Source organism: Terriglobus sp. (assembly GCF_965201105.1).
Taxonomy (GTDB): Bacteria; Acidobacteriota; Terriglobia; order Terriglobales; family Acidobacteriaceae; genus Terriglobus.
The window spans coordinates 2,234,895-2,254,263 of record NZ_OZ241741.1 but is presented as its reverse complement, the minus strand read 5'-3'; the positions used below and the strand labels follow the sequence as shown (position 1 = coordinate 2,254,263).

Annotated in this window: 18 protein-coding genes; 8 read left to right on the top strand and 10 right to left on the bottom strand. The window is 63.6% G+C overall.

The window, feature by feature from the left end; all coding sequences use genetic code 11:
• Window positions 1–75 precede the first annotated feature (75 nt).
• Window positions 76–1,104 (top strand): hypothetical protein, encoded by a 1,029-nt coding sequence (locus ACOFKT_RS09795; protein ID WP_419803808.1) that lies wholly within the window; start codon window positions 76–78, stop codon window positions 1,102–1,104.
• Window positions 1,105–1,176: 72 nt separating this feature from the next.
• Here ACOFKT_RS09795 and ACOFKT_RS09790 read toward each other — a convergent pair whose 3' ends face one another.
• From ACOFKT_RS09790 to rph, 3 genes are all read right to left on the bottom strand, one after another.
• Entirely contained in the window at window positions 1,177–2,190 is a 1,014-nt protein-coding gene (locus ACOFKT_RS09790) for a tagatose 1,6-diphosphate aldolase (RefSeq protein WP_419803807.1), read from the bottom strand.
• Between the two features lie 125 nt (window positions 2,191–2,315).
• Entirely contained in the window at window positions 2,316–2,552 is a 237-nt protein-coding gene (locus ACOFKT_RS09785; RefSeq protein ID WP_419803806.1) for a hypothetical protein, read from the bottom strand.
• 101 nt (window positions 2,553–2,653) lie between these two features.
• Window positions 2,654–3,406 carry a ribonuclease PH gene (gene rph / locus ACOFKT_RS09780; RefSeq protein ID WP_419803805.1) on the bottom strand — a complete coding sequence of 251 codons (753 nt, stop codon included), beginning with the start codon at window positions 3,404–3,406 and terminating at the stop codon, window positions 2,654–2,656.
• 317 nt (window positions 3,407–3,723) lie between these two features.
• Here rph and ACOFKT_RS09775 point away from each other — a divergent pair, with 317 nt between their 5' ends.
• The 4 genes from ACOFKT_RS09775 to ACOFKT_RS09760 all read left to right on the top strand — a co-directional run bounded on the left by ACOFKT_RS09775 (window position 3,724) and on the right by ACOFKT_RS09760 (window position 7,126).
• On the top strand, window positions 3,724–5,358 hold the full coding sequence (locus ACOFKT_RS09775) for a sigma-54-dependent transcriptional regulator (protein WP_419803804.1): 1,635 nt from the start codon (window positions 3,724–3,726) through the stop codon (window positions 5,356–5,358).
• Between the two features lie 100 nt (window positions 5,359–5,458).
• Window positions 5,459–5,971 carry a hypothetical protein gene (locus ACOFKT_RS09770; RefSeq protein ID WP_419803803.1) on the top strand — a complete coding sequence of 171 codons (513 nt, stop codon included), beginning with the start codon at window positions 5,459–5,461 and terminating at the stop codon, window positions 5,969–5,971.
• A 115-nt stretch (window positions 5,972–6,086) separates the two neighbouring features.
• The gene (locus ACOFKT_RS09765; RefSeq protein WP_419803802.1) at window positions 6,087–6,365 is read left to right on the top strand and encodes a CDGSH iron-sulfur domain-containing protein; all 279 of its coding nucleotides are present in this window, start codon (window positions 6,087–6,089) and stop codon (window positions 6,363–6,365) included.
• Window positions 6,366–6,538: 173 nt separating this feature from the next.
• A complete protein-coding gene (locus ACOFKT_RS09760; protein ID WP_419803801.1) occupies window positions 6,539–7,126 on the top strand; it encodes an NUDIX domain-containing protein in 588 nt (195 codons plus the stop codon).
• Here ACOFKT_RS09760 and ACOFKT_RS09755 read toward each other — a convergent pair.
• Both ACOFKT_RS09755 and ACOFKT_RS09750 read right to left on the bottom strand, forming a co-directional pair.
• Complete coding sequence (locus ACOFKT_RS09755; RefSeq protein ID WP_419803800.1) at window positions 7,111–7,593, bottom strand: GNAT family N-acetyltransferase; 483 nt, start codon at window positions 7,591–7,593, stop codon at window positions 7,111–7,113. The two genes, ACOFKT_RS09760 and ACOFKT_RS09755, sit on opposite strands and share 16 nt — an antisense overlap.
• Window positions 7,594–7,660: 67 nt before the next feature.
• Window positions 7,661–8,155, bottom strand: a complete 495-nt coding sequence (locus ACOFKT_RS09750; RefSeq protein ID WP_419803799.1) for a hypothetical protein — start codon at window positions 8,153–8,155, stop codon at window positions 7,661–7,663.
• A 126-nt stretch (window positions 8,156–8,281) separates the two neighbouring features.
• On the opposite strand from ACOFKT_RS09750, the gene ACOFKT_RS09745 reads away from it, so the two are divergent.
• Complete coding sequence (locus tag ACOFKT_RS09745; protein ID WP_419803798.1) at window positions 8,282–9,187, top strand: hypothetical protein; 906 nt, start codon at window positions 8,282–8,284, stop codon at window positions 9,185–9,187.
• A 236-nt stretch (window positions 9,188–9,423) separates the two neighbouring features.
• Here ACOFKT_RS09745 and ACOFKT_RS09740 read toward each other — a convergent pair whose 3' ends face one another.
• The 5 genes from ACOFKT_RS09740 to ACOFKT_RS09720 all read right to left on the bottom strand — a co-directional run bounded on the left by ACOFKT_RS09740 (window position 9,424) and on the right by ACOFKT_RS09720 (window position 16,599).
• Window positions 9,424–10,689, bottom strand: coding sequence for a vWA domain-containing protein (locus ACOFKT_RS09740; RefSeq protein ID WP_419803797.1), 1,266 nt, complete (start codon window positions 10,687–10,689; stop codon window positions 9,424–9,426).
• Between the two features lie 137 nt (window positions 10,690–10,826).
• Entirely contained in the window at window positions 10,827–12,188 is a 1,362-nt protein-coding gene (gene murD / locus ACOFKT_RS09735) for a UDP-N-acetylmuramoyl-L-alanine--D-glutamate ligase (RefSeq protein ID WP_419803796.1), read from the bottom strand.
• Window positions 12,189–12,200: 12 nt separating this feature from the next.
• Window positions 12,201–13,337: a phospho-N-acetylmuramoyl-pentapeptide-transferase gene (gene mraY, locus ACOFKT_RS09730; RefSeq protein WP_419803795.1), complete on the bottom strand. Its 1,137-nt coding sequence runs from the start codon at window positions 13,335–13,337 to the stop codon at window positions 12,201–12,203.
• Window positions 13,338–13,452: 115 nt separating this feature from the next.
• Window positions 13,453–14,853, bottom strand: coding sequence for a UDP-N-acetylmuramoyl-tripeptide--D-alanyl-D-alanine ligase (locus ACOFKT_RS09725; RefSeq protein WP_419803794.1), 1,401 nt, complete (start codon window positions 14,851–14,853; stop codon window positions 13,453–13,455).
• A 234-nt stretch (window positions 14,854–15,087) separates the two neighbouring features.
• A complete protein-coding gene (locus ACOFKT_RS09720; protein ID WP_419803793.1) occupies window positions 15,088–16,599 on the bottom strand; it encodes a UDP-N-acetylmuramoyl-L-alanyl-D-glutamate--2,6-diaminopimelate ligase in 1,512 nt (503 codons plus the stop codon).
• 133 nt (window positions 16,600–16,732) lie between these two features.
• Here ACOFKT_RS09720 and ACOFKT_RS09715 point away from each other — a divergent pair, with 133 nt between their 5' ends.
• Entirely contained in the window at window positions 16,733–17,680 is a 948-nt protein-coding gene (locus ACOFKT_RS09715; RefSeq protein WP_419803792.1) for a hypothetical protein, read from the top strand.
• Window positions 17,681–17,707: 27 nt separating this feature from the next.
• A complete protein-coding gene (locus ACOFKT_RS09710) occupies window positions 17,708–19,342 on the top strand; it encodes an NAD(P)H-hydrate dehydratase (protein ID WP_419803791.1) in 1,635 nt (544 codons plus the stop codon).
• The last annotated feature ends 27 nt before the right edge of the window (window positions 19,343–19,369 follow it).

The window sequence follows — 19,369 nt, the reverse complement described above, 5'->3', positions numbered from 1 at the left end:
CCAGTGACACCGGCAGGATCTGTGCAAGGAATGCAGGAACTTACCGTGACGTGCCGGCAGTGCGGCGCAGCCAACATGACGCGTCTGGACCGCAGAGAATACAAGTGCAATCACTGCGGCGCGGTCACGGTAATCAGCGACAACGATGCCGAGCGGTTGGAACAGCTGCTGAAGCAGGTGATGAACCGGCAGGCTGCGCAGTCGTTCCCGTCGAAGCAACAGCCGAACAGCAAGATGATCGCCCTGGGGCTTGCGGGGCTGGTATTCACCGTGACGCTGATCAGCCTTGCGACGCTGAGTTCACACCACGGCATGTCCTCGGCGAACAGCTCGGCAACGGACTCGGTGAACCCGTCGGTAGACAACTACTTCGCACATACCACCGTACCCAGGGACCGGGTGGTTGTGTCTCCGCTGGAGTGGGTTCCGGATGGGGAGGGCGGCACGTACAACGGTCTGATCTATAACCACAGTGGATATGCTGTTTCGCCGCCTCATTACAATTTGGTGCTATTTCACAACGGCATCAAGGACGACCAAAGCAGTTCGATTCCGCTGCTTGGAACGCTGGAACCGGGCGAGTACACGCCGGTCAGCTTTCGTGTGGGTAAGGCGAAACCGGACGCGCGATACGAACTGATTCAACCAGATCGCATCGACCGGAGCATCTTTGAAGTTGCACCCGTCGCACTGCAGCAACCGATCATGGTGCATCAACCCAACAGCCCGAGTTACTACCTGGTCGGCTTTGTGCAGAACACATTGAAGCGGCAGTTCTCCGGGGGAGGCCTGGTGATGCTGTATGACAGCGAAGGCCGACTGATTGGCAGCGGCTTTGGTGCCATTGAGGACTTAAATCCGGGAGAGAAAACGAAGATCGTGATGAATGCCTTTCTGCTGCGGGAGGGCAAAGAGGTTGCCAGTTACGAGTATCTGCTGGACATGCGGTACAAAAACGAGCGACAGAGCGTTTCGATGCAGGATATCGAGCAGCTCGGGTCCGCAACTGTTCCCAACCGCATTGTGCGTGTGAACCACGCTCAGGTGGTGATTGCTCCGGACACGAACAGCTTCGAGCCCGCGGACGTCCTGCGCGGGCAATAAGTGAGCTGCTGCCACGGATGCAGAGACGACAATGCCACCCAGAAGGGTGGCATTGTCGTCTCTCATCCCGTGCTATCTAAGCTGGTCGTAGCTGGTGGCGCCGAACTTGGTGTACCAGGGCGTGGCTGCCTGGAGGGCTTTGTTGACGTTCTGGATATTTTCGACGCCCTGGGTGTTGAGCCAGTCTTCGAAGGCGTGCTCGCCCTGTTTGGCGTAAACATCGATGCCGTCTTTCCAGGTGGCGCGGCCGCACAGGACACCGTTGAACCTGGTGCCGGACTCGGCGGCGAGCTGGAGGGTTTCGATAAAGACGGGGTTCGACACACCGGCGGAAAGATAGATAAACGGCTTGTCGGTCATGCCCGCGGCATCCTGAAAAAATTGCACGGCCTCGGCGCGGGTGTAGGCCTTTTCACCCTTGTAGGAGGCGGTGCCTTCGACGAAGCTCATTTCGACGGGAACCTCGACCTTGAGGACGTCCACGGCATAGCGGGTCTTGCCGAACTCGGCCATGGAGCCGGAAACAACCGTGGGCTTCTTTTTCGCGTAGGCAAGGCTCTTTTCACCGGCGCTTTCGACGTCATAGCCGACGGTTTCGAGAAAGAAGGGAATGTCGTGCGCGATGCACTCATCGCCAATGCGCTCGATGAAGGCGTGCTTGACGTCGTTAACGGAGGATTCCTCCAACGGCGAATAGTAGAGGAGAACCTTGATGCAATCGGCGCCGGCTTCTTTGAGGCGGCGGACGCTCCAATGATCGAGCAGGTCGGGCAGGCGGCCGGGAGTAGCGGCGTCGTAGCCGGTCTTTTCATAGGCGAGCAGAAGACCGGCGCTGTTGCGGACTCTGGTCGCGGCCAAGCCGTACTCGGGGTCCAGAAGGATGGCCGAGGCGTAGCGGGTGAGCACCTTGGTGACCAGAACCTTGAAGGTTTCCAGGTCCTTGTCGGAGGCGGTGCCGCCGCGCGAAGTGGCGATGGACTTCTGGAGCGAGCCACGCTGGTCCATGGCGGCTGCGGCGATCACGCCGCGTGCGTCGGAGACGGCTTGGAGACCGGCGAGTTTCCCTGCGGTGGGCTTGGTGGCCATGACTTACTTTTCCTCCCGAACTGAACAGTTAGATGGTACTGGAAGAGAACGAGTCAGCCCTGCCCGGCAGCTTTGGGGTAGCACGAGAAGCCGCCGCAGAACGGCCGTCGTGCCGTTCCATCGCGCTAAGGCTTCTTTTGACCTTTATCGCCTGCAGTCATGCCACCAACACCGGTCGGACCCTGTTGCGGTGTTGCTGAGATGGAATGGTGGCCTGCGTACCAGAACCAGCAAAGTGCGGCAAGCAGGGCGGCGAATAGGAAGCCCCCGATCAGGTAAAGGAATCCGGTACCGCCGCTTTTGTGCGGAGGCGCGGTTTGGGTTCGGTCCTGCGGCGGGGACTGGATAGCGGGGTTGGCCATGAGCACTGTGATGTGCGGCGCGCCCCGGTATCGTAGGTGGAGCATAGTTTTGCGGAAGTTGACGTGAGCCGGCGCGGCTGCAAACCAGTTCCGCGGGCAAGCTAAGGGCGAGGTGCCGAGGCGGCCGTGAGGATGTGGGCCTGCGCAGCAATGAGTTGCTGGATGCCGGCATTGGCGACGTCAAGCATCTCCGTCAGTTCGTCACGGGAGTAGGGAGTGCGCTCGGCAGTGGCCTGGGTTTCGACGAGGCCGCCGGACGCGGTCATGACGACGTTTGCGTCGGTTTCGGCCTGGGAATCTTCCTGGTAATCGAGATCGAGCAGCACCTGGCCGTCGACAATGCCGACAGAGACGGCGGCAACAAGCTCGCGCATGGGCGAGGCGGGAAGGGTGCCGGCGGCGACGAGTTTGTTGAGCGCCAACGAGAGTGCGGCAGCGGCGCCGGTGATGGCGGCGGTGCGGGTGCCGCCGTCGGCCTGAAGGACGTCGCAGTCGAGGATGATCGAGCGCTCGCCGAGGGCGCGCAGGTCCATGACGGAGCGCAGCGAACGGCCGATGAGGCGTTGGATTTCGTGGGTGCGGCCGCCGATTTTGCCGCGCTCGGACTCGCGCGGGGTGCGGGTGAGCGTGGCGCGCGGAAGCATGGAGTACTCGGCCGTGACCCAACCTTTGCCGCTGTTGCGGAGCCAGGCGGGTACGGTCTGCTCGACGGTGGCGTTGCAGAGAACGCGGGTGTGGCCGAACTCGACGAGGATGGAACCCTCGGCAGTGGCGACGAAGCCGGGCGTAAGGCGGATGGAGCGAAGCTGGTCCGCGGCGCGGTCGTTTGCGCGAAAGATTGGTTGAGTTTTCACGCTTTAAGTATAGAAGTGCGCTGTTGCGAACAAGGAGTTTCACAGCACGCACCACAAAAGGGACAGCCAAGGTGCGCCGTATTTTTTTTTGTGCAAAGATACTTCCACGCGAACGCCAGCCGGTGGAAAACCGGTTGTTTCAGACCTGAGCCCGTCAAGGGCATTGGGCGCCTGTTCGCAGGACTCGTACTGCTGCTTTTTTCTCCATCCGATGTTGCCGAAAGGCTTCGCGCGACTGATTGCGTGGAGGGGGAGCAGTGGTGGGCACAGGGCACGGCGTCGCAAGCGATCATTCATCTGTTTTTGAGCATGGGACCGTGCCTTTGGCGCGGTCGTCGCCGGGCGTGGATGCGTCTGCCGCACGGCGGACGGAGGACAAGTCTGGCGAGCCTGCCGGCCGATCGCTGGCGGAGCAGGCAATGCCGCTGAGCGGCCTGACCACTGCCGAGGCGCTGCTGCGCGGCATGCGCGTGGGTGGCGTGAGTGCATTGCCGGTGGGGAGCTTCCCGCTTCACCTGTTGATTGTGGAATCGGACGAACAGTTGTTGCAGCCGCTGGTGGAGATCGGACGGCAGATGGGGTTCACCGTTCGTGGTGGCAGCCCGGTCGCAATTGCAAGGGCGCTGAGCACATTGCAGTGCGATGTTGTGCTGCTGGACCTATCTCCAGGGGCCATGAAGCTGGACCTGCTGGCAAAGCTGCGGAAGGCGTTTCCGCGGGTTCCCATCCTGGTGACGACGGCCTTTGCTTCGGTTCCGACGGCGGTGGACGCCTTGCGGCATGGCGCCAGTGACTTTCTGACCAAGCCGTTTTCGTTGGAGGAGCTGACCACGACGCTGTATGTGGCTGCGGAGCGGCGCAGCTTTGATGTGGAGCTGCGCCGCGTGCAGCACCAGATGCGCACAAGCCCCGCGCTGCAGGAAGCGGCGGCGGCTTCGCCCGGCATGCAGAAGCTGCTGAGTATGGTGACGCGTGTGGCGCTGTCGCAGCATCCGGTGATGGTGCTGGGCGAGAGCGGATCAGGCAAGGAACGGGTAGCGCGCATGCTGCATGGAGCGGCACTGGCCGTCCCAGCGGAGCGCGCGTCGAAGGGCGAAGCGGCCATGCCTGCGGCTCCGTTCCTGCACGTGGCGTGCGGCACCGGCGGCACAGTCCTGCTGGAAACGGAGCTCTTTGGATATGTGCGGGATGAGGGCACGCCCACGCGCGAGGAGCACGTGGGTCTGCTGACGATTGAGGGCGGCGGGACGCTGTTTCTGGACGAGATTGACTGTCTGCCGCAGGAATTGCAATCGAAGCTGCTGCGGGCGCTGCAGGAGCGCAGTGTGCGCCCGGCCGGGTCGGCGATGTCGCGGCCAGTAACGGTGCGGCTGGTCGCCTCAAGCAGCCGTGACCTGCCCGTGCTGGTCGAGCGTGGCGCCTTCCGCAAAGACCTGTACTTCCGTCTGAATGTGGTGACTCTGCGCGTGCCTCCATTGCGCCAACGGCGCGAGGACCTGCCGCTGCTGGCGGCGGTGTTCCTGGAGCGGCATAGCCGGGGTCGCAACCTGAGCTTCAGCCTGGGACCGGATGCGATGCGGGTGCTGCTGGAGTACGACTGGCCGGGGAACGTGCGCGAGTTGGAAGCCGTGATTGAGCGGGCATGCACGATCTCAAGCGGGCCGGTGCTGCACCTGGTGGACCTGCCGACGCAGTTGCAGCAGGCTCCTGCGGAAGCCGAGGCGCTGCGTATTGATGGCCGTACCGGCAGTCGCGCATTTACGGCGCAGACGCCGGCAGGCGCGGAGAGCAGCAGCATCGAGTCGATCGCGGAGATGGAGCGCCGGGCCATACTGGCCACGCTGGAGAAGCTGAACGGCGACAAGCTGATGGCGGCGAAGCTGCTGGGCATCGGGAAGACGACGCTTTACCGAAAGTTGAAAGAGTACGGCATTGGGGAATTGGTGACGTGAGTACGCCAGGTTGCGCGGCGGGGTTGCATCCGAGCAGCCCGAAGCAAGGAGGGGTCGAGTGCACTGGAATCAGGAAGTTTTGGAGATTGGAAAGTTAGCGATGACCCACGAAATTGAGCTGGCACCCACGGTGCTGCTGTTGACCGCGATCACCGGGGCGGACCACATGGCGGAGGCGCTGAGCGAGCGGGCCGGTGTGGTGATTGAGTTGGTGCGCAGCCGGCGCGCGGCCTTGGCGTCGCTGCGGCGATACAGCTTTGACGCGGTCATGATCGACGCGACGTTGCCGGATGGCGAGGTAACGCCGACGCAGATGCTGTGGCAGAACACCGGCGACGCTCTGCCGATGGAAGTCGACCTGCGTGCGCTGGGTGCGTCGGGCGTAGCGCGGTTGCTGCGCGGGGTTCTGAACCGGCGTGAGCAGATGGAGATCCAGGTGCGGGAGCAGGTGACCCGCAACCTGGCGGAAAGCATGCGCGGACCGATCACGACGTTGCTGCTGCAGAGCGATTTGGTGCTGCGGGAGGGCGAGTTGACGCCATCTGCCGAGGCGAAGGTGCGGGAGATGCGCGCGCTTGCGGATGACCTGCGCGTGCGGTTGCGGCCTGCGTAGTCCGACGCAGCGAAGTGCCGGGCGAGCGGTGCTCTGCTATGCTGCCGCTACACCGGTGCACTCTGGGAAGGCGCAGATCTTTAGCGCGAAGCAGATGCGGGTGGGGGGAGCAGCTTTGGCAGACGCAGTGACGATTACAGTGAAGCGCAACGGTCCGTTGCGGGTAGAGGGCGGCATCCGGCTGATTGATGCGGATGGCGCGGAGTGGGACCTGACGGGCAAGCCCGCGGTAAGCCTGTGCCGTTGTGGCGCGAGTGAGAAGCGGCCGTTTTGTGACGGCAGCCACAACAAGATCGGGTGGCAGTGCAACGCATCGTCAGGGAATCTGACCGGCGGCGAGAACCAGGCCACCAACGTGATGCAGCCGGTGAGCGGAAACCTGACCGGGAAATAGGCGCCGGGCGCAGAGGCGGGGTCTCGCCTCTGCGCTGTTGTGCTTGCACTTAAGAGTCGAGATGGCCGCCGAGGCTGGCGAGCAACATGACTGCGAAATAGCGCCAACCGCAAAGTACGCTGAGTTTGCGCGACGTGCGCAGGAGATACGTTCTGGGTTCTGAGTCGCAAGTTTTGAGAACTGGCCTGGTCAGGCCGGAGGATGCGCCGATCCGGACCGTTTCGTCGCGCGAGGTATACCGCAACAACTGGTCGCGGGTGCGTGAAGACGTGATCGAGCGGCGCGGCGGCGTGCGCGGCTTGTATGGCGTGATGGACAAGGACCCGGCGTGCATCCTGATTCCGCTGGAGCACACGGCGCAGGGTGAGTTCATCACGCTCGTCCACCAGTTTCGCTACACGGTGCAGGGCAGCTATTTTGAGTTGCCGCAGGGCGGATGGGAAGACCCGGACGCCGATGTGGAGGAGATGGCGCGCGGCGAACTGCGGGAGGAAACCGGCTTGCGCGCCGGGAAGATCACGCGCATCGGGCAGAACTGGATCGCGTACGGGGCCATGCGGCAAGAGCACAACGTGTACCTGTGCGAAGACCTGACGCAGGGCGAGGCGGAACTGGAGCCGGAGGAGGACGGGCTGACCGTGCACCGCGTGAGCGTGGCGGAGTTCGAGCGGATGATCCTGGACGGGCGGGTGCGGGATAACTGCACGCTGGCAGCCTGGGGCACGTACCTGGTGTGGAAGCGTGCTCAAGCGGGTGGGTAGAGTTCCATAAAGACGTTTGCTCGTGTGTAGGGTGAGGGCGTGACGCGCTCCGCAGGCAGGTGCTGGAAGCCGAGTGCCTCGTAAAGGTGGAGTGCGGGTGTGAGGACGCGATTGCTCTCAAGATAGAGGCGGGTGGCGCCCATCGCGAAAGCCTGGTCGATAGTGTGTTGAAGAATGGCGCGTCCGATGCCCTTGCCCTGGGCGCGCTCGCTGACGGCCATTTTTACGACCTCGTACTCACCCGGGCCGATGGGCAGCAGACCGCAGCAGCCGACGGCTTCGCCAACGAGCTCGGCGAAGAAGAGGCGGCCGCCCTTATCAAGGATGTAGGTTTTCGGGTCGTCGAAGACGGCGAGGTCGGCCGCTTCCAGCTTGAACAAACGGGTGATCCACGCTTCGTTGAGGTGGCGGAACGCGGTTTCGTCGCCGGGGCGAAAGTCGCGCAGAATCAAGGACTGTTGCGTCATCGTGGAGCTTGGATGAAGCGATGTGTTTCGCCGATGCGTTTTGCTTCTGCTCTGCTGCTGCTTGTGTTCAGGCCGAAGCCGCTTCCAATCGGCGGACGTCGTGGAGGACGATGAGAAGCGGGATGCAGCCGAAGATGCCGAAGGAGCTGTCGATCAGGCTCCAGCCGAAGGGAATGGTGCGGATGGGGCCTGCGATTAGGGTGAGCGGGATGACGCCGGCGCAGGCGATCAGGCCGAACTGGAGCACCCATTTGTTGCGAACGGGGTCGATGTACGGGCCGACGAAGAGGATCGCGAGAACGATGTGCGCAAAGGCGAGCCAGTCGGTGCCGTAGGCGAGGAATGGATATCGCGCATTGGTGTCGGCGAGTGCTTTCAGGACGCGACTGAACCAGGGGAGCAGATGGCTTTGCGTTGCAAAGTGAAGCAGGACCGGGCGCTGCAGCAGGCGAACGAAGCCGCGCAGTTCGGTCTCAAGTGGGAAGGCAGTGACGCCGGAGACGAAGAGGCCGAGCATGACGATCGAGACACATATGCGGGCGCGGCGTAACGGATGGAGCATGTTGCGTTGAGTGTACTGCGGGTGCGTGGGGCGCGTAGCATGGCGCGTATGCTGCGTGCCGCATTGTTGCTTGTTGCCGTTGCAGGGTCGACAGCACCGGTTGTGTGTCGAGCGCAAGAGGCGGCTGTGGCCGATGTCGACCACGACGGGCTGAGCGATGCGCTGGAAGCGCGGTTGATCGAGCAGTTTCGGCCGGTGTGGATGGTGAGTTCGAACGACTGCTCGAAGGTGCCGGCGCGGTTTGTTCCGGATGCGGCGGTGCCGCGGGTGAGTGCGGAGGATGGGACGATCTATGCGCAGGCGCGGCCTGCTGCCGCAGGTGACGTGGAGGTGCATTACTACCATCTGTGGCGGCGCGATTGCGGCGAAATGGGGCATGCGCTGGACACGGAACACGTGGCGGTGCTGCTGCATCCGGATGGGGCGAAGTGGAAGGCGATGGCGTGGTATGCGGCGGCGCATGAGGATACGGTGTGTGACGCGGGGCAGGTGTCGCGGGCGTCGACGATTGACGCGGTGGAGCACGGTGCGCGCGTGTGGGTGTCCGCGGGCAAGCATGCGTCGTACTTCGCGGAGCGGCTATGTAATCACGGTTGCGGTGGAGACCGGTGCGAGCAGATGAGGGAACTGCCTGCGGGTGAGTTGATCAATTTGGGCGAACCTTTGTTTCCAAGCGTCGCGTGGACGCATGCGCCGCAGTGGCCCTTGCTGGCGAAAATGTCGCGGTCGGATTTCGGCGAGGCGCGGATCAATCGTCTGGGAAAGCTGCCGGAGACGGACATTGCGTGGGCGACACCGGAGAAGCGGTCTTCGCAGGCGGCGATTCTGGGGGTGAATGCGGGCCTAGGAGGTGCGGCTGTTGGCGCGAACAGCGGGGCGAGGGCGACGAACACGGCGATGGTGGTGGCAAGCGACAAGGCCGGGGGAGCACTGGGAAACGCAGCGCGGCACGCCGGCGGCGCGCTGGGAAAGAGCTACCGCGGGGTGCGACACGGGCTGGTCAAGGTGCTTGGAAACGGAGCGCCGCGCTAGTTTTAGCGTAGCCGGCGCCCAAAGAAGAATGCTGGCTTCTCCACTCCGCGACGGGGAAGCTGTCGCTCCGGTCGAAATGACGGGGCGGTGGAGAGGGATTAGAAAGCAGGTCCTTCGCTCCGCTCAGGATGACCACGCCTTGTCAACGTGCTCCAGGATGACAAGGCATGCGAAGCGTACTCCTAAATGACAAGGCATGCTGAGCGTGCTTAAGTCGAAACCGGTGGCGTGCGCTGCTACTGGATGGTTTTCATGCGGCGTTGCATGAAGTCCATGAGGACGTAGCTGCCGAGGCGTTCGGGGCTGGTGAAGTAGGCTTTGCCGCGGCACATGGCGGTGACGCGCTGCACGAACTGCATGAGCGCGAAGTCTTGCGCGAGCATAAAGGTGTTGATGACGATGCCGGCGCGCTTGCAGCGATTCACTTCTTCCAGCGTTTCGGCGATGACGATGGGATCGAGCCCGAAGGCGTTTTTGTAGATGCGGCCGTCGGGCATGGTGAGCGCGGAGGGTTTGCCGTCGGTAATCATGACGATCTGCTTCATCGCCTTGTTGGAGCGGCGCAGGATGCGCTGGGCGACGCGCAGGCCTTCGCGCGTGTTGGTGTACCAGGGGCCGACCTTGACGCGGGCGACCTGCTGCACGGGCATCTCTTCCGCCGAATCGTGGAAGAGGACGAGATGGAGGTCGTCGCCGGGGTACTGCGTGCGGATGAGATGGGAGAGCGCCATGGCTACGCGCTTGGCGGGCGTGAAGCGGTCTTCGCCGTAGAGGATCATGGAGTGTGAGCAGTCGAGCATGACGACGGTGGAGCAGGCGCTCTGATACTCGGACTGGCGAATTTCGAGGTCGCTGTATTCGACGTTGAGCGGCAGGGTGATGCCTTCGCGCTGCATGGCGTTGGAGAGGGTGGCATTCACGTCGAGGTTGAGGACGTCGCCGAACTCGTAGGGTTTCACGGAGCCGGAGGACTCGACGCCCGATGCTTCGTAGCGGGTCTCATGGCGGCCCGCGATCGAGCGGCCATTGGCGCCGAGCAGGTCGCGCAGGGTGCGGTAGCCGAGAAAGTCCATGGACTTGTCGGTGACGTTGAAGCGGGCGTCGCCCTGTGGCGCGGCGGGCTGGGCGATGTCGCCGGGTGAGTTGGCGTGGTCGACCTTGCCGTCGGAATATTGGCCGGGCTGCTGCTGTTCGGAGTTGATGAAGTTTTCGGCCTGCATGCGGTCGATCAGGTCACTGAGCATCTGCTCGCGCTGGTCGCCGTTCATCTCGTCGAAGCGGGCCTGCTCGTCTTCGTTCATGAACTCGCCGGACTCGAGCACCTGGCGCAGAGCCTCGCGCAGGTTCTCAAGGGTATGCTCGCCGTTGAGTTCCTGGAACTGCGAGAACGGGTCCTGAAAGCCGGAGTCGAGCAGGAAGTCACTCATGGCTTGCATGAGGTCGTCGAGTGCGAGCTCACTGGCGAGGTCGCCGTTGTATTTGGTGTAGCGGATGCGTTTCATTGGAGGCAGCGAGTCAGCAGGTCAGCGAGTCAGCGTGCGGCCCCTCGTCGGCTCGTGTCGCGGTTGAGCGAGCGTTGTGTTTACAGAGTCAACTCTGTCCTGCTACTGATGATATGCCCGGCAGCGGCGGGGAACGCTTACGCGTTCGCGCGGGCTTGCACAAGATCGGTGAATACGCGGCCGCGGTGTTCGTAGCTTTGGAACTGATCGAAAGAGGCGCAGGCCGGGGCGAGCAGGACCGTGTCGCCGGGGTGGGCCTCTGCAGTGGCGCGTTCGACGGCGATTTGCAGGGTTTCGCAGTGGCGGATCGGGACAACATTGGCGAGCTGTTGTTCGATTTTTTGCGCGGCGGCACCGATGGTGTAGACGGCGGCGGCGCGCTCACGCAGCAGCGGGGCGAGCACGGTGTAATCGCTGCCTTTGTCTTTGCCGCCCAGGATGAGGCGAATGCCTTTGTCGAAGGATTGAAGGGCTTTGATGGTGGCATCGACGTTGGTGGCCTTGCTGTCGTTGTAAAAGTCGATGCCGTGTATGTTTGCGACGAACTGGAGTCGGTGGTCGACGGCCTGGAAGGTGGCGACTGCGTCCCGGATGGTGGCAATCGGAACTTCGGTGAGCGCGGCGGCTTGAATGGCGGCGAGCACGTTTTCAACGTTGTGCGCGCCGCGCAAGGGAATTTCAACGGTGGGCATGACCGGCTCGGGCGTGTCGCCTTCATTGCGGATCAGGTAAATGCCGTCGTTGTGGACAAAGACGCCCTGCTTGATGCGGCGCAGGCCGCTGAACCAGTGAACTTGCGCCTGAGTCTTCGCGGCAAGCATCTGGGTGGGTTTGTCTTCGGCATTCAGGATGAGGTGGTCGGCCGAGGTCTGGTTTTCGGTGATGCGGGCCTTGGCCGCGGCGTAGTTTTCGAAGGTGCCGTGACGGTCAAGGTGGTCGGGCGTGATGTTGAGCACAAGGGCGATATGTGGGCGGAAGGTCTGGATGGTTTCGAGCTGGAAGCTGGAGACTTCAAGGACGTTCCACGTATCGGGCGTATCGGCGGCGAGCAGCTCGACGACAGGCAGGCCGATGTTGCCGCCCACTTGCGTTGTCAGCCCGGCGTGTTTGAGGATATGGCTGATGAGCGAGATGGTCGTGGTCTTGCCGTTGGAGCCGGTCACGGCGATGATGCGGCCCTGGATTGCCTGCGCGGCAAGTTCGAGTTCGCCGATGAGCGGCGTGCCGTAGCGGAGGACCTGCTGGATTTCCGGTGTGGAGAGTGGCACGCCGGGCGAGACGACTACCAGGTCCTGGCGGCGGAAAGTGAGCACGCCGTGGCCGCCGGTTTCGACCATGATTCCAGCATCGAGCAGGGCAGGAATTTCGTTGGCGAGTGATTCGCTGGGACGTGCGTCGCTGACAGTGACGCGCGCGCCCTGACGACGCAGGTACAGGGCCGCGGAGACGCCCGATTTGCCGAGGCCGACGACGAGGACGCGCTTGTTCTTCAGGTCCATGCGGACTACAGGCTAACGCAGCTTGAGCGTGGTGAGGGCGAAGAGGGCGAAGACGAGCGCCAGAATCCAGAAGCGGGTAATGACTTTGGATTCGGACCAGCCGCTGAGTTCGAAGTGGTGGTGCAGCGGGGCCATGCGGAAGATGCGTTTGCCGCCGCGCAGCTTATAGCTGCCCACCTGCAGCATGACGCTGAGAGCTTCCAGGATGAAAACGCCGCCGATGAAGGGAAGCAGCAGCTCCTGCTTGATGACGACGGCGACGGTAGCAATGGCGCCACCGAGCATGAGCGAGCCGACGTCGCCCATGAAGATTTCGGCGGGGTGGGCGTTGTACCAAAGGAAGCTGATGGCCGCGCCGACCATGGCGCCGCAGAAGATGGTCAGCTCGCCGACCATGGGCATGCGCGGTATCTCGAGGTAGTCGGAGAAAACCACGTGGCCGCTGACGTAGGTGAGCACCGTGAGCGCGCCGGCGGCGATGATGGTGCAGCCGATGGCGAGGCCGTCCAGGCCGTCGGTCAGGTTCACGGCGTTGGACGCGCCGGTGATCACGATCATCACGAAGACGATGAAGGGTAGATAGCTGAGCCAGTGGAGATGAGGGATCGCGCCCATCCACTGCCAGATCAGGTCGGGACGGAAGTGCTTTAGAAATGGCACAACCAGGCGTGTGGAGTAGAAGCCTTTGCCCTGCATGACAGTGAGCACGGCCGCGACGGCACCCGAGATGAGGAACTGCAGCGCGAGCTTCTGGCGGCCGGTGAGGCCGAGATTTCGCTTGTGCACGACCTTGATGTAGTCGTCGGCGAAACCGATGCCAGCGAAGGCGGCGGTGGAGGCCATGACCAGCCAGACGAAGGGGTTGCGCAGGTCGCTCCACAGCAGCGTCGGGATGAGGATGGCGATGCAGATGAGCACGCCGCCCATGGTGGGCGTGCCGGACTTGGTCTTGTGGCTCTGGGGACCTTCGTCGCGGATGTACTGGCCGATCTGAAACTCACGCAGCCGGCGAATGACGAAGGGGCCGATGAGCATGCCGATGAGCAGCGCCGTGAGGCTGGCGAAGACGCAGCGGAAGGTGAGATACCGGAAGATGCGAAAGACGCGGAAGACGGGGTAAAGCTTTTCGTACAGGAGCCAGTAGAGCAACGTTCCTCCGCGTCGGGCCGGTTTCTGTTACCAGCTTAGCGGAGTGGAGGTGACTGTTGGAATTCCGAACCCACCTTAGCCGCAAAGAGCGCGGCGAAGGTGGGGCACGCGAGACCTAGTCTGGACTCAGTGCGGCCAGGGCGCGTTCGAGGCGGACGCCGCGCGAGGCTTTCAGCAGGACCGCGTCTCCGTCGCGCAGGTGCTTCCGAAGCCACTCCCCTGCGGCTTCGGGCGTTTCGAGGAAGATGGCGCCTTCCCCGAAGCCCTCCGCGATGTGCATCGCCTCGCCGCGGACGGCGACAAGGCGGTCGATGCCGCGGGCGCGGGCGTGCTCGCCGCAGCACCGGTGCAGGTGTGCGGCATCGGGGCCGAGCTCGAGCATCTCGCCGGCAACGACGATGCGGCGGTTTACCTGCACGGCGGCGAGGGCGTCCACCATGCTGTCGAGGGCGCGCGGGTTGGAGTTGTAGCAATCGTTGATGATCTTCGCGCCGTTCCAGTGGAGCAGCTCGCCGCGTTTGTCGGAAGGCGCGAGGGTGGCGAGGGCGCTAATGCAGCGGTCGAGAGGGATGCCGGCCTTGCGGCCGACCGCGATCGCGGCGAGGGCATTCAGCACGTTGTGTTCGCCGAGCAGGGCGATGCGCGCGGGCAGGGTTTCGCCGTCGGCGTGCACGGTGAACTGCATGCCGTCGGTGCCGCGGTTTTGAATGCCTGTGGCGCGGACGGCGGCTTCGTGCTGCGTACCGAAGTAAACGGTGTGCTGCTCGCGGTTGCGGCTGAAGGTGCGCACGTGCGCGTCGTCTGCGTTGAGAAAGGGCATACCCTCGGGCGGCAGAGCCTGGACGAGTTCGTACTTGGCGTTGCGGATGCCCTGGATGCCGTCGGCGAAGTGTTCCAGGTGAACGGGCGCGACGTTGGAAACAACGGCCCAGTCGGGTTCGGCGATGCGGGCGAGCGCGGTAATCTCACCGGCATGATTCATACCCATTTCAAGCACGGCAATCTCGTGCTCGGGTTCGAGCTTGAGCAGTTGCAGCGGCAGACCGAACCCGTTGTTCAAGTTCCCGGCGGATTTGAGAACGCGGAAGTGCGCGGACAGGACCGCCGCGACGCACTCCTTCGTGGTGGTTTTACCGGCGGAGCCGGTGATGCCGATAACGCGGCGAGGTTCGCCGCTGGGAAGTGGCTTGGCGGCCCAGGCGCGGCGCACGGCGCGGGCGAGCGTTTGCATGGCTCGCAGAACGCAATCTTCGCTGTCGGGCACGCGCAGGAGTTTGGTGGCGTCGACGGTCTCGGGCACGACCCAGCGGGTGCTGACGACGGCACCCGCTGCGCCATTCGCCAGCGCGGCTTCGACAAAGCTGTGGCCGTCGAGGCGTTCGCCGATGACGGCGAAGTACAGGTCACCGGCGGCGAGGGTGCGCGTGTCGATGGAGTAGCCGAAAACCTCTGTTGTGGTGTCGTAGTCGCCTTCGGCGTGCAGGATGTCGCCGATCTGTCCAAGGGTGAGGTTCATGCGTTGCTGTTGTCCTATGCGTGGCACGCAAAAAAATCTGGTGTTCGATCAAGGCTAAAGGCGCTAAGTCGCACCGGGTTGAAGGATGGCTTAGCTAGTGTCTGATGAATCCTTCTTCGCGCACACAATCTTCTGCGGCTCCCCGCAGAAGTGCAGGTTTCTTCACTCCGCCCGCGCAAAAAGCGCGCGTACTCCGGTCGAAATGACAAGCTTTCTGTCGTATCCGTGACGTATTTAGACAGAATCGATGTTCACTGCTCTCTCCTGTTCGAGAATGCGGAGGGCCGTTGCCGCGACGGCGACGTCATCGAATGGAATGCTCACGCCATTGGTGGTTTGCGTTTTCTCATGGCCTTTGCCGGCGAGGATGACGATATCGCCGGGATGCGCGAGGCGGAGAATGCGTGCGATGGCTTCTGCGCGGTCGAGGATGATTTCGGCATCGCGGCGGGCTTCACGGACGCCCTGCAGAGCTTCGCTGGCAATGGTGGCGGGGTCCTCGCTGCGCGGATTGTCGCTGGTGATGACGATGGCGTCGGAGCCGAGCGCGGCGGCGCGGCCCATTTTCGGGCGCTTGGTGCGGTCGCGATCTCCGCCACAGCCGAAGAGGGTAAGGACACGGGCCGGGCCGGCGAGTTCGCGGGCAAGGGTGAGCACGTTGGTGAGCGCGTCGTCGGTGTGCGCATAGTCGACGAGTACCGTGAAGCCGAGCGTGTTGGAAACGGATTCGAAGCGTCCGGGCACGGGTGCGAGGTCGGCGGCCGCGATGTCGTTCAATGGCAAGCCGCGTGCGAGTGCGGCGGCGATGGCGACGATCAGGTTGTAGACGTTGACGCGGCCGACCAGCCGGGACTGGATGAGGGTTTCGCCGAACGGACTTTGCAGTGCAAAGCGAGTGCCCGTCGCGGTGAGCTGCAGGTCCGTCGCGACGAAGTCGGCAGTGGTGTCGTGCAGGCTATAACACCATCGAGTTTCGCATTGCGCAGCCGCGGCCAGCATGGCGCGGCTGTAGGTGTCGTCAGCGTTCACGATGGCGACGCGCGGTGGTGGCGCGCCGACGCCCTGGAAAAGGCGCGCTTTCGCGGCGGCGTAGGTATCCATGGTGCCGTGGTAATCCAGGTGATCCTGGGTGAGGTTGGTGAAGATGGCGACGTCGACGGGGATGCCGAAGACGCGCTCCTGTTCGAGCGCGTGCGAACTCATCTCCATCACGGCCTCGGTCGCGCCTGCGTCGGCCGCCTGGCGAAACAGCGCGTACAGGTCGCGGCTCTCAGGGGTGGTGTGCTTGCTTTCGAGCACACGACCGGCGACGCGTGTTTCAACGGTTCCAAGCAGCAATGTTGCGCGCGCGGACCGGGCCAGCAGGGCTTCGATCAGGAATGCGGTGGTGGTCTTGCCGTTGGTGCCGGTCACTGCCGTTACGGCGAGTTGGCGCTCGGGGTGGCGGAAGCGTGCGGCGGAAGACTGCGCAAGCGCGCGGCGCCCGTGCTCGACCAGTGCGACGGGGAACCCGGAGCTGTCGAGTAAAGCGAAGGTTTCGCGCGAGTCGGTCAGCACGGCGGCGGCACCCTGCTCACGCACCTCCCGGACGAAGCGGTTGCCGTCGGCGGTGCCGCCGTGCATGGCGACGAAGAGCGCGCCGGGACCGGCCTGGCGCGAATCGTATGCGATGTCGCGAATGTCGGGGTCGCCACCGGGATTCGCTGCCAGCGTCGCGGTTTCGCGCAGGATGTGAGACCACCGCATGCCCGGATTGTAGAAGAACAGCGGGTCAGAGGGTTGCCGGGTCAGCGGGGGATCAGCGGATTGTGCAGGGTTCCTGGCGGACGCGGAGTGCGTGCTTTCGTAGACTGGGTGCATGTCCCGCTGTGGATTCAGGATGAGCGTCCCGCTGCTCGCGCTTGCGTGTTTCGTTGGCGGGGCGCGCGCGCAGACGCGACAGCTGCTGCGGCCTGACGATGCGACCTTTGTCATGCTGCCCGATGCGCCCACTCCAGCGTTGCCGGAAGCGAGTGCTCCGGCGCTGACGGCGTTTGCGGACGTGGATGCGGCCGAGTTGACGGGCGGCGCGCCTGCGTTGCCGACAAAGCAGGACAGCCCACACACTCTGTCGGAAATCGAGCGCAATACGCAATGCGAAGATCACGAACTGCACGGCAAGCCATGCCGGGTGAGCTGGGTGCGCGTGATCGGCAGCTCCATGCTGTTCCTATCGATGCAGCACAGTGGCAACTTGGCGATGGATGAGGACGCGCAGCAGCACTTCTTAAATGCCGACTTCTGGCACGACTACGAGGTGACGCTGCACCGGTATAGCTACAACCGCTGGAATGATGGCGATCCGTTTGGCGTGGACTACATTGGGCACCCGATCATGGGTGCGGTCACAAACAGCATCTACGAGCAGAACGACCCGAAGCAGCGGGCGCTGGTCTTTGAGAACACGCGGCGCTACTGGATGGGCCGGCTGCGCGCGACCGCGTACTCGGCCCTGTACAGCGCGCAGTGGAAGGTTGGCCCGGTGAGTGAGTCCTCCATGGGCAACATCGGCATCAAGACGTACTACAGCCCGAAGCTGGGCCGCAACACGAACGAGACCGGCATGGTGGACTTTTTTGTGACGCCCGTGGGCGGGCTGCTGTGGAACGTCGGCGAGGATTATGTTGACAAGATCTGGTTCCGCCGGATCGCGCATCACGTGCGGAATCCTGTGGTGCTGCTTGCGGCGTCCGTGATGACGCCTGGCAAGGGTGGTGCCAACATCCTCCGCTTTCGAGCGCCCTGGTTTCGAGACCGGGATGCGTCCAGCTTGGTGCCGCTGCGCTAGCGCCTTCGCAGCGGCATCCAAGTGTCTATGCAGATGGTGACCGCGGCAGAGATGGCCGCAATCGACAGGGCGACGGCGGAAGAGGCCGGTGTGAGCTTCGGCGATCTGATGGAACATGCGGGTGCGGCCGTGGCGCGATTTGCGCAGCGGCAGTTTCGCCGTGCACGGCGGATCGTGGTGGTGTGCGGTACGGGCAACAACGGCGGCGACGGGTTCGTCGCGGCGCGGCATCTGGCACAGGCCGGACTGTCTGTGGATGTGATCGTGCTGGGGGATCCGGGCAAGGCGCAGGGATCTGCTGCCGACGCGTTCAAAAAGCTGCAAGCTACACGTGCGCTACCGTTCGCGGTGACGAGTGTTGAGCAGGTGCAGGCATTGCGGACAAAGCTGCAAGAAGCCGATCTGCTGATCGATGCTGTGCTAGGAACGGGATTCAAGCCGCCGATGCGCGAGTTGGCCGTGGCGGTGCGCGACCTGTTGCGCGAGGTGAAGACGCCGGTTCTTTCCGTGGATCTGCCGAGTGGTTGGGATGCGGACTCGCGGGAGCAGACCTCGCCGGATGCGTTTCGTTCGGATGCGGTGATTACGTTCACGGCGCCCAAGCCGGCGCACCTGTTCGGGCATTTGACCGCGGGGCACTTTGGGCCGTTGGTGGTTGCGCCGATTGGCACGCCGGAGACGCTGGTGCGGTCGGAGGAGGATCTGACGTGGACGGGTGCTTCAGCGCGGATTGTGGAGCCGCTGCGGCCCATGGACTCCAACAAGGGCATGTACGGGCACGTTCTGATGGTAGGCGGCGCGGCGGGCAAGCCGGGCGCGCCAAGCATGAGTTCGCTGGCGGCGCTGCGCATGGGCGCGGGGCTGGTGACGGCGGCAGTAGCGAAGTCAATTCAGCAGACGGTGGCGCTGGTCACTCCGGAGTTGATGACGACGGCGCTGGAGGAGGCGGAGGGCGGTGCGCTGTCGGTTGCGAACGTGGCGCCGGAGCGATTGAAGGCCCTGCTGAAAAAGATCACTGTGCTTGCGATTGGGCCTGGGCTGGGCACCGACGGGGAAACGCCGGAAATGGTGCAGCGGCTGATCGCGCAGACCCAACTGCCGGTGGTGCTGGATGCGGATGGGCTGAATGCGTTCAAAGGACAGGCGGAGCTGCTGGATGGGGCGAAGCGGACGCTGGTGTTGACGCCGCATCCGGGCGAAATGGCGACGCTGCTCGGCATCACCACGAAAGAGGTGCAGGCGGACCGGCTGAACCTGGCGCGGCGGTTTGCAACGGAGCATCAGGTACACCTGGTGCTGAAAGGGTGGCGCACGCTGGTGGCGCACCCGGACGGCAGTGTGGCGGTGAACACGACGGGCAACCCGGGCATGGCAAAGGGCGGGTCGGGTGACATCCTGACCGGCATTGTCGCGGCGATGCTGGCGCAGTTTCCGAAGGACGTGGCCATGGCGATCGAGGCTGCCGTGTACCTGCACGGTCTGGCTGCAGACCTGGCGGTGCAGCGGCGGGATGAGCGAACGCTGCTGGCAACGGACACGGTAGCGCACCTGAGCAATGCGTTGCGCTATTGCGTTTGTGACGAGGATGGATTGACGTGGGTGTGCGGTGTGCGGCGGCGTGGGCGTCCGTGGTTCCCGAGTGGTGAGGAGAGCCGCGCGTGATTGAGAAACGGTTGAAGACGCGCAGTG

Bases quoted from the DNA above. Each gene is read 5' to 3' on its own strand.
- ACOFKT_RS09740 (WP_419803797.1), bottom strand. From the start codon at position 10,689: ATGAAACGCATCCGCTACACCAAATACAACGGCGACCTCGCCAGTGAG.
- ACOFKT_RS09785 (WP_419803806.1), bottom strand. From the start codon at position 2,552: ATGGCCAACCCCGCTATCCAGTCCCCGCCGCAGGACCGAACCCAAACC.
- ACOFKT_RS09755 (WP_419803800.1), bottom strand. From the start codon at position 7,593: ATGACGCAACAGTCCTTGATTCTGCGCGACTTTCGCCCCGGCGACGAA.
- ACOFKT_RS09715 (WP_419803792.1), top strand. From the start codon at position 16,733: ATGAGCGTCCCGCTGCTCGCGCTTGCGTGTTTCGTTGGCGGGGCGCGC.
- ACOFKT_RS09750 (WP_419803799.1), bottom strand. From the start codon at position 8,155: ATGCTCCATCCGTTACGCCGCGCCCGCATATGTGTCTCGATCGTCATG.
- murD (WP_419803796.1), bottom strand. From the start codon at position 12,188: ATGGACCTGAAGAACAAGCGCGTCCTCGTCGTCGGCCTCGGCAAATCG.
- ACOFKT_RS09795 (WP_419803808.1), top strand. From the start codon at position 76: ATGACGCGTCTGGACCGCAGAGAATACAAGTGCAATCACTGCGGCGCG.
- ACOFKT_RS09725 (WP_419803794.1), bottom strand. From the start codon at position 14,853: ATGAACCTCACCCTTGGACAGATCGGCGACATCCTGCACGCCGAAGGC.
- ACOFKT_RS09790 (WP_419803807.1), bottom strand. From the start codon at position 2,190: ATGGCCACCAAGCCCACCGCAGGGAAACTCGCCGGTCTCCAAGCCGTC.
- ACOFKT_RS09770 (WP_419803803.1), top strand. From the start codon at position 5,459: ATGACCCACGAAATTGAGCTGGCACCCACGGTGCTGCTGTTGACCGCG.
- ACOFKT_RS09710 (WP_419803791.1), top strand. From the start codon at position 17,708: ATGCAGATGGTGACCGCGGCAGAGATGGCCGCAATCGACAGGGCGACG.
- ACOFKT_RS09720 (WP_419803793.1), bottom strand. From the start codon at position 16,599: ATGCGGTGGTCTCACATCCTGCGCGAAACCGCGACGCTGGCAGCGAAT.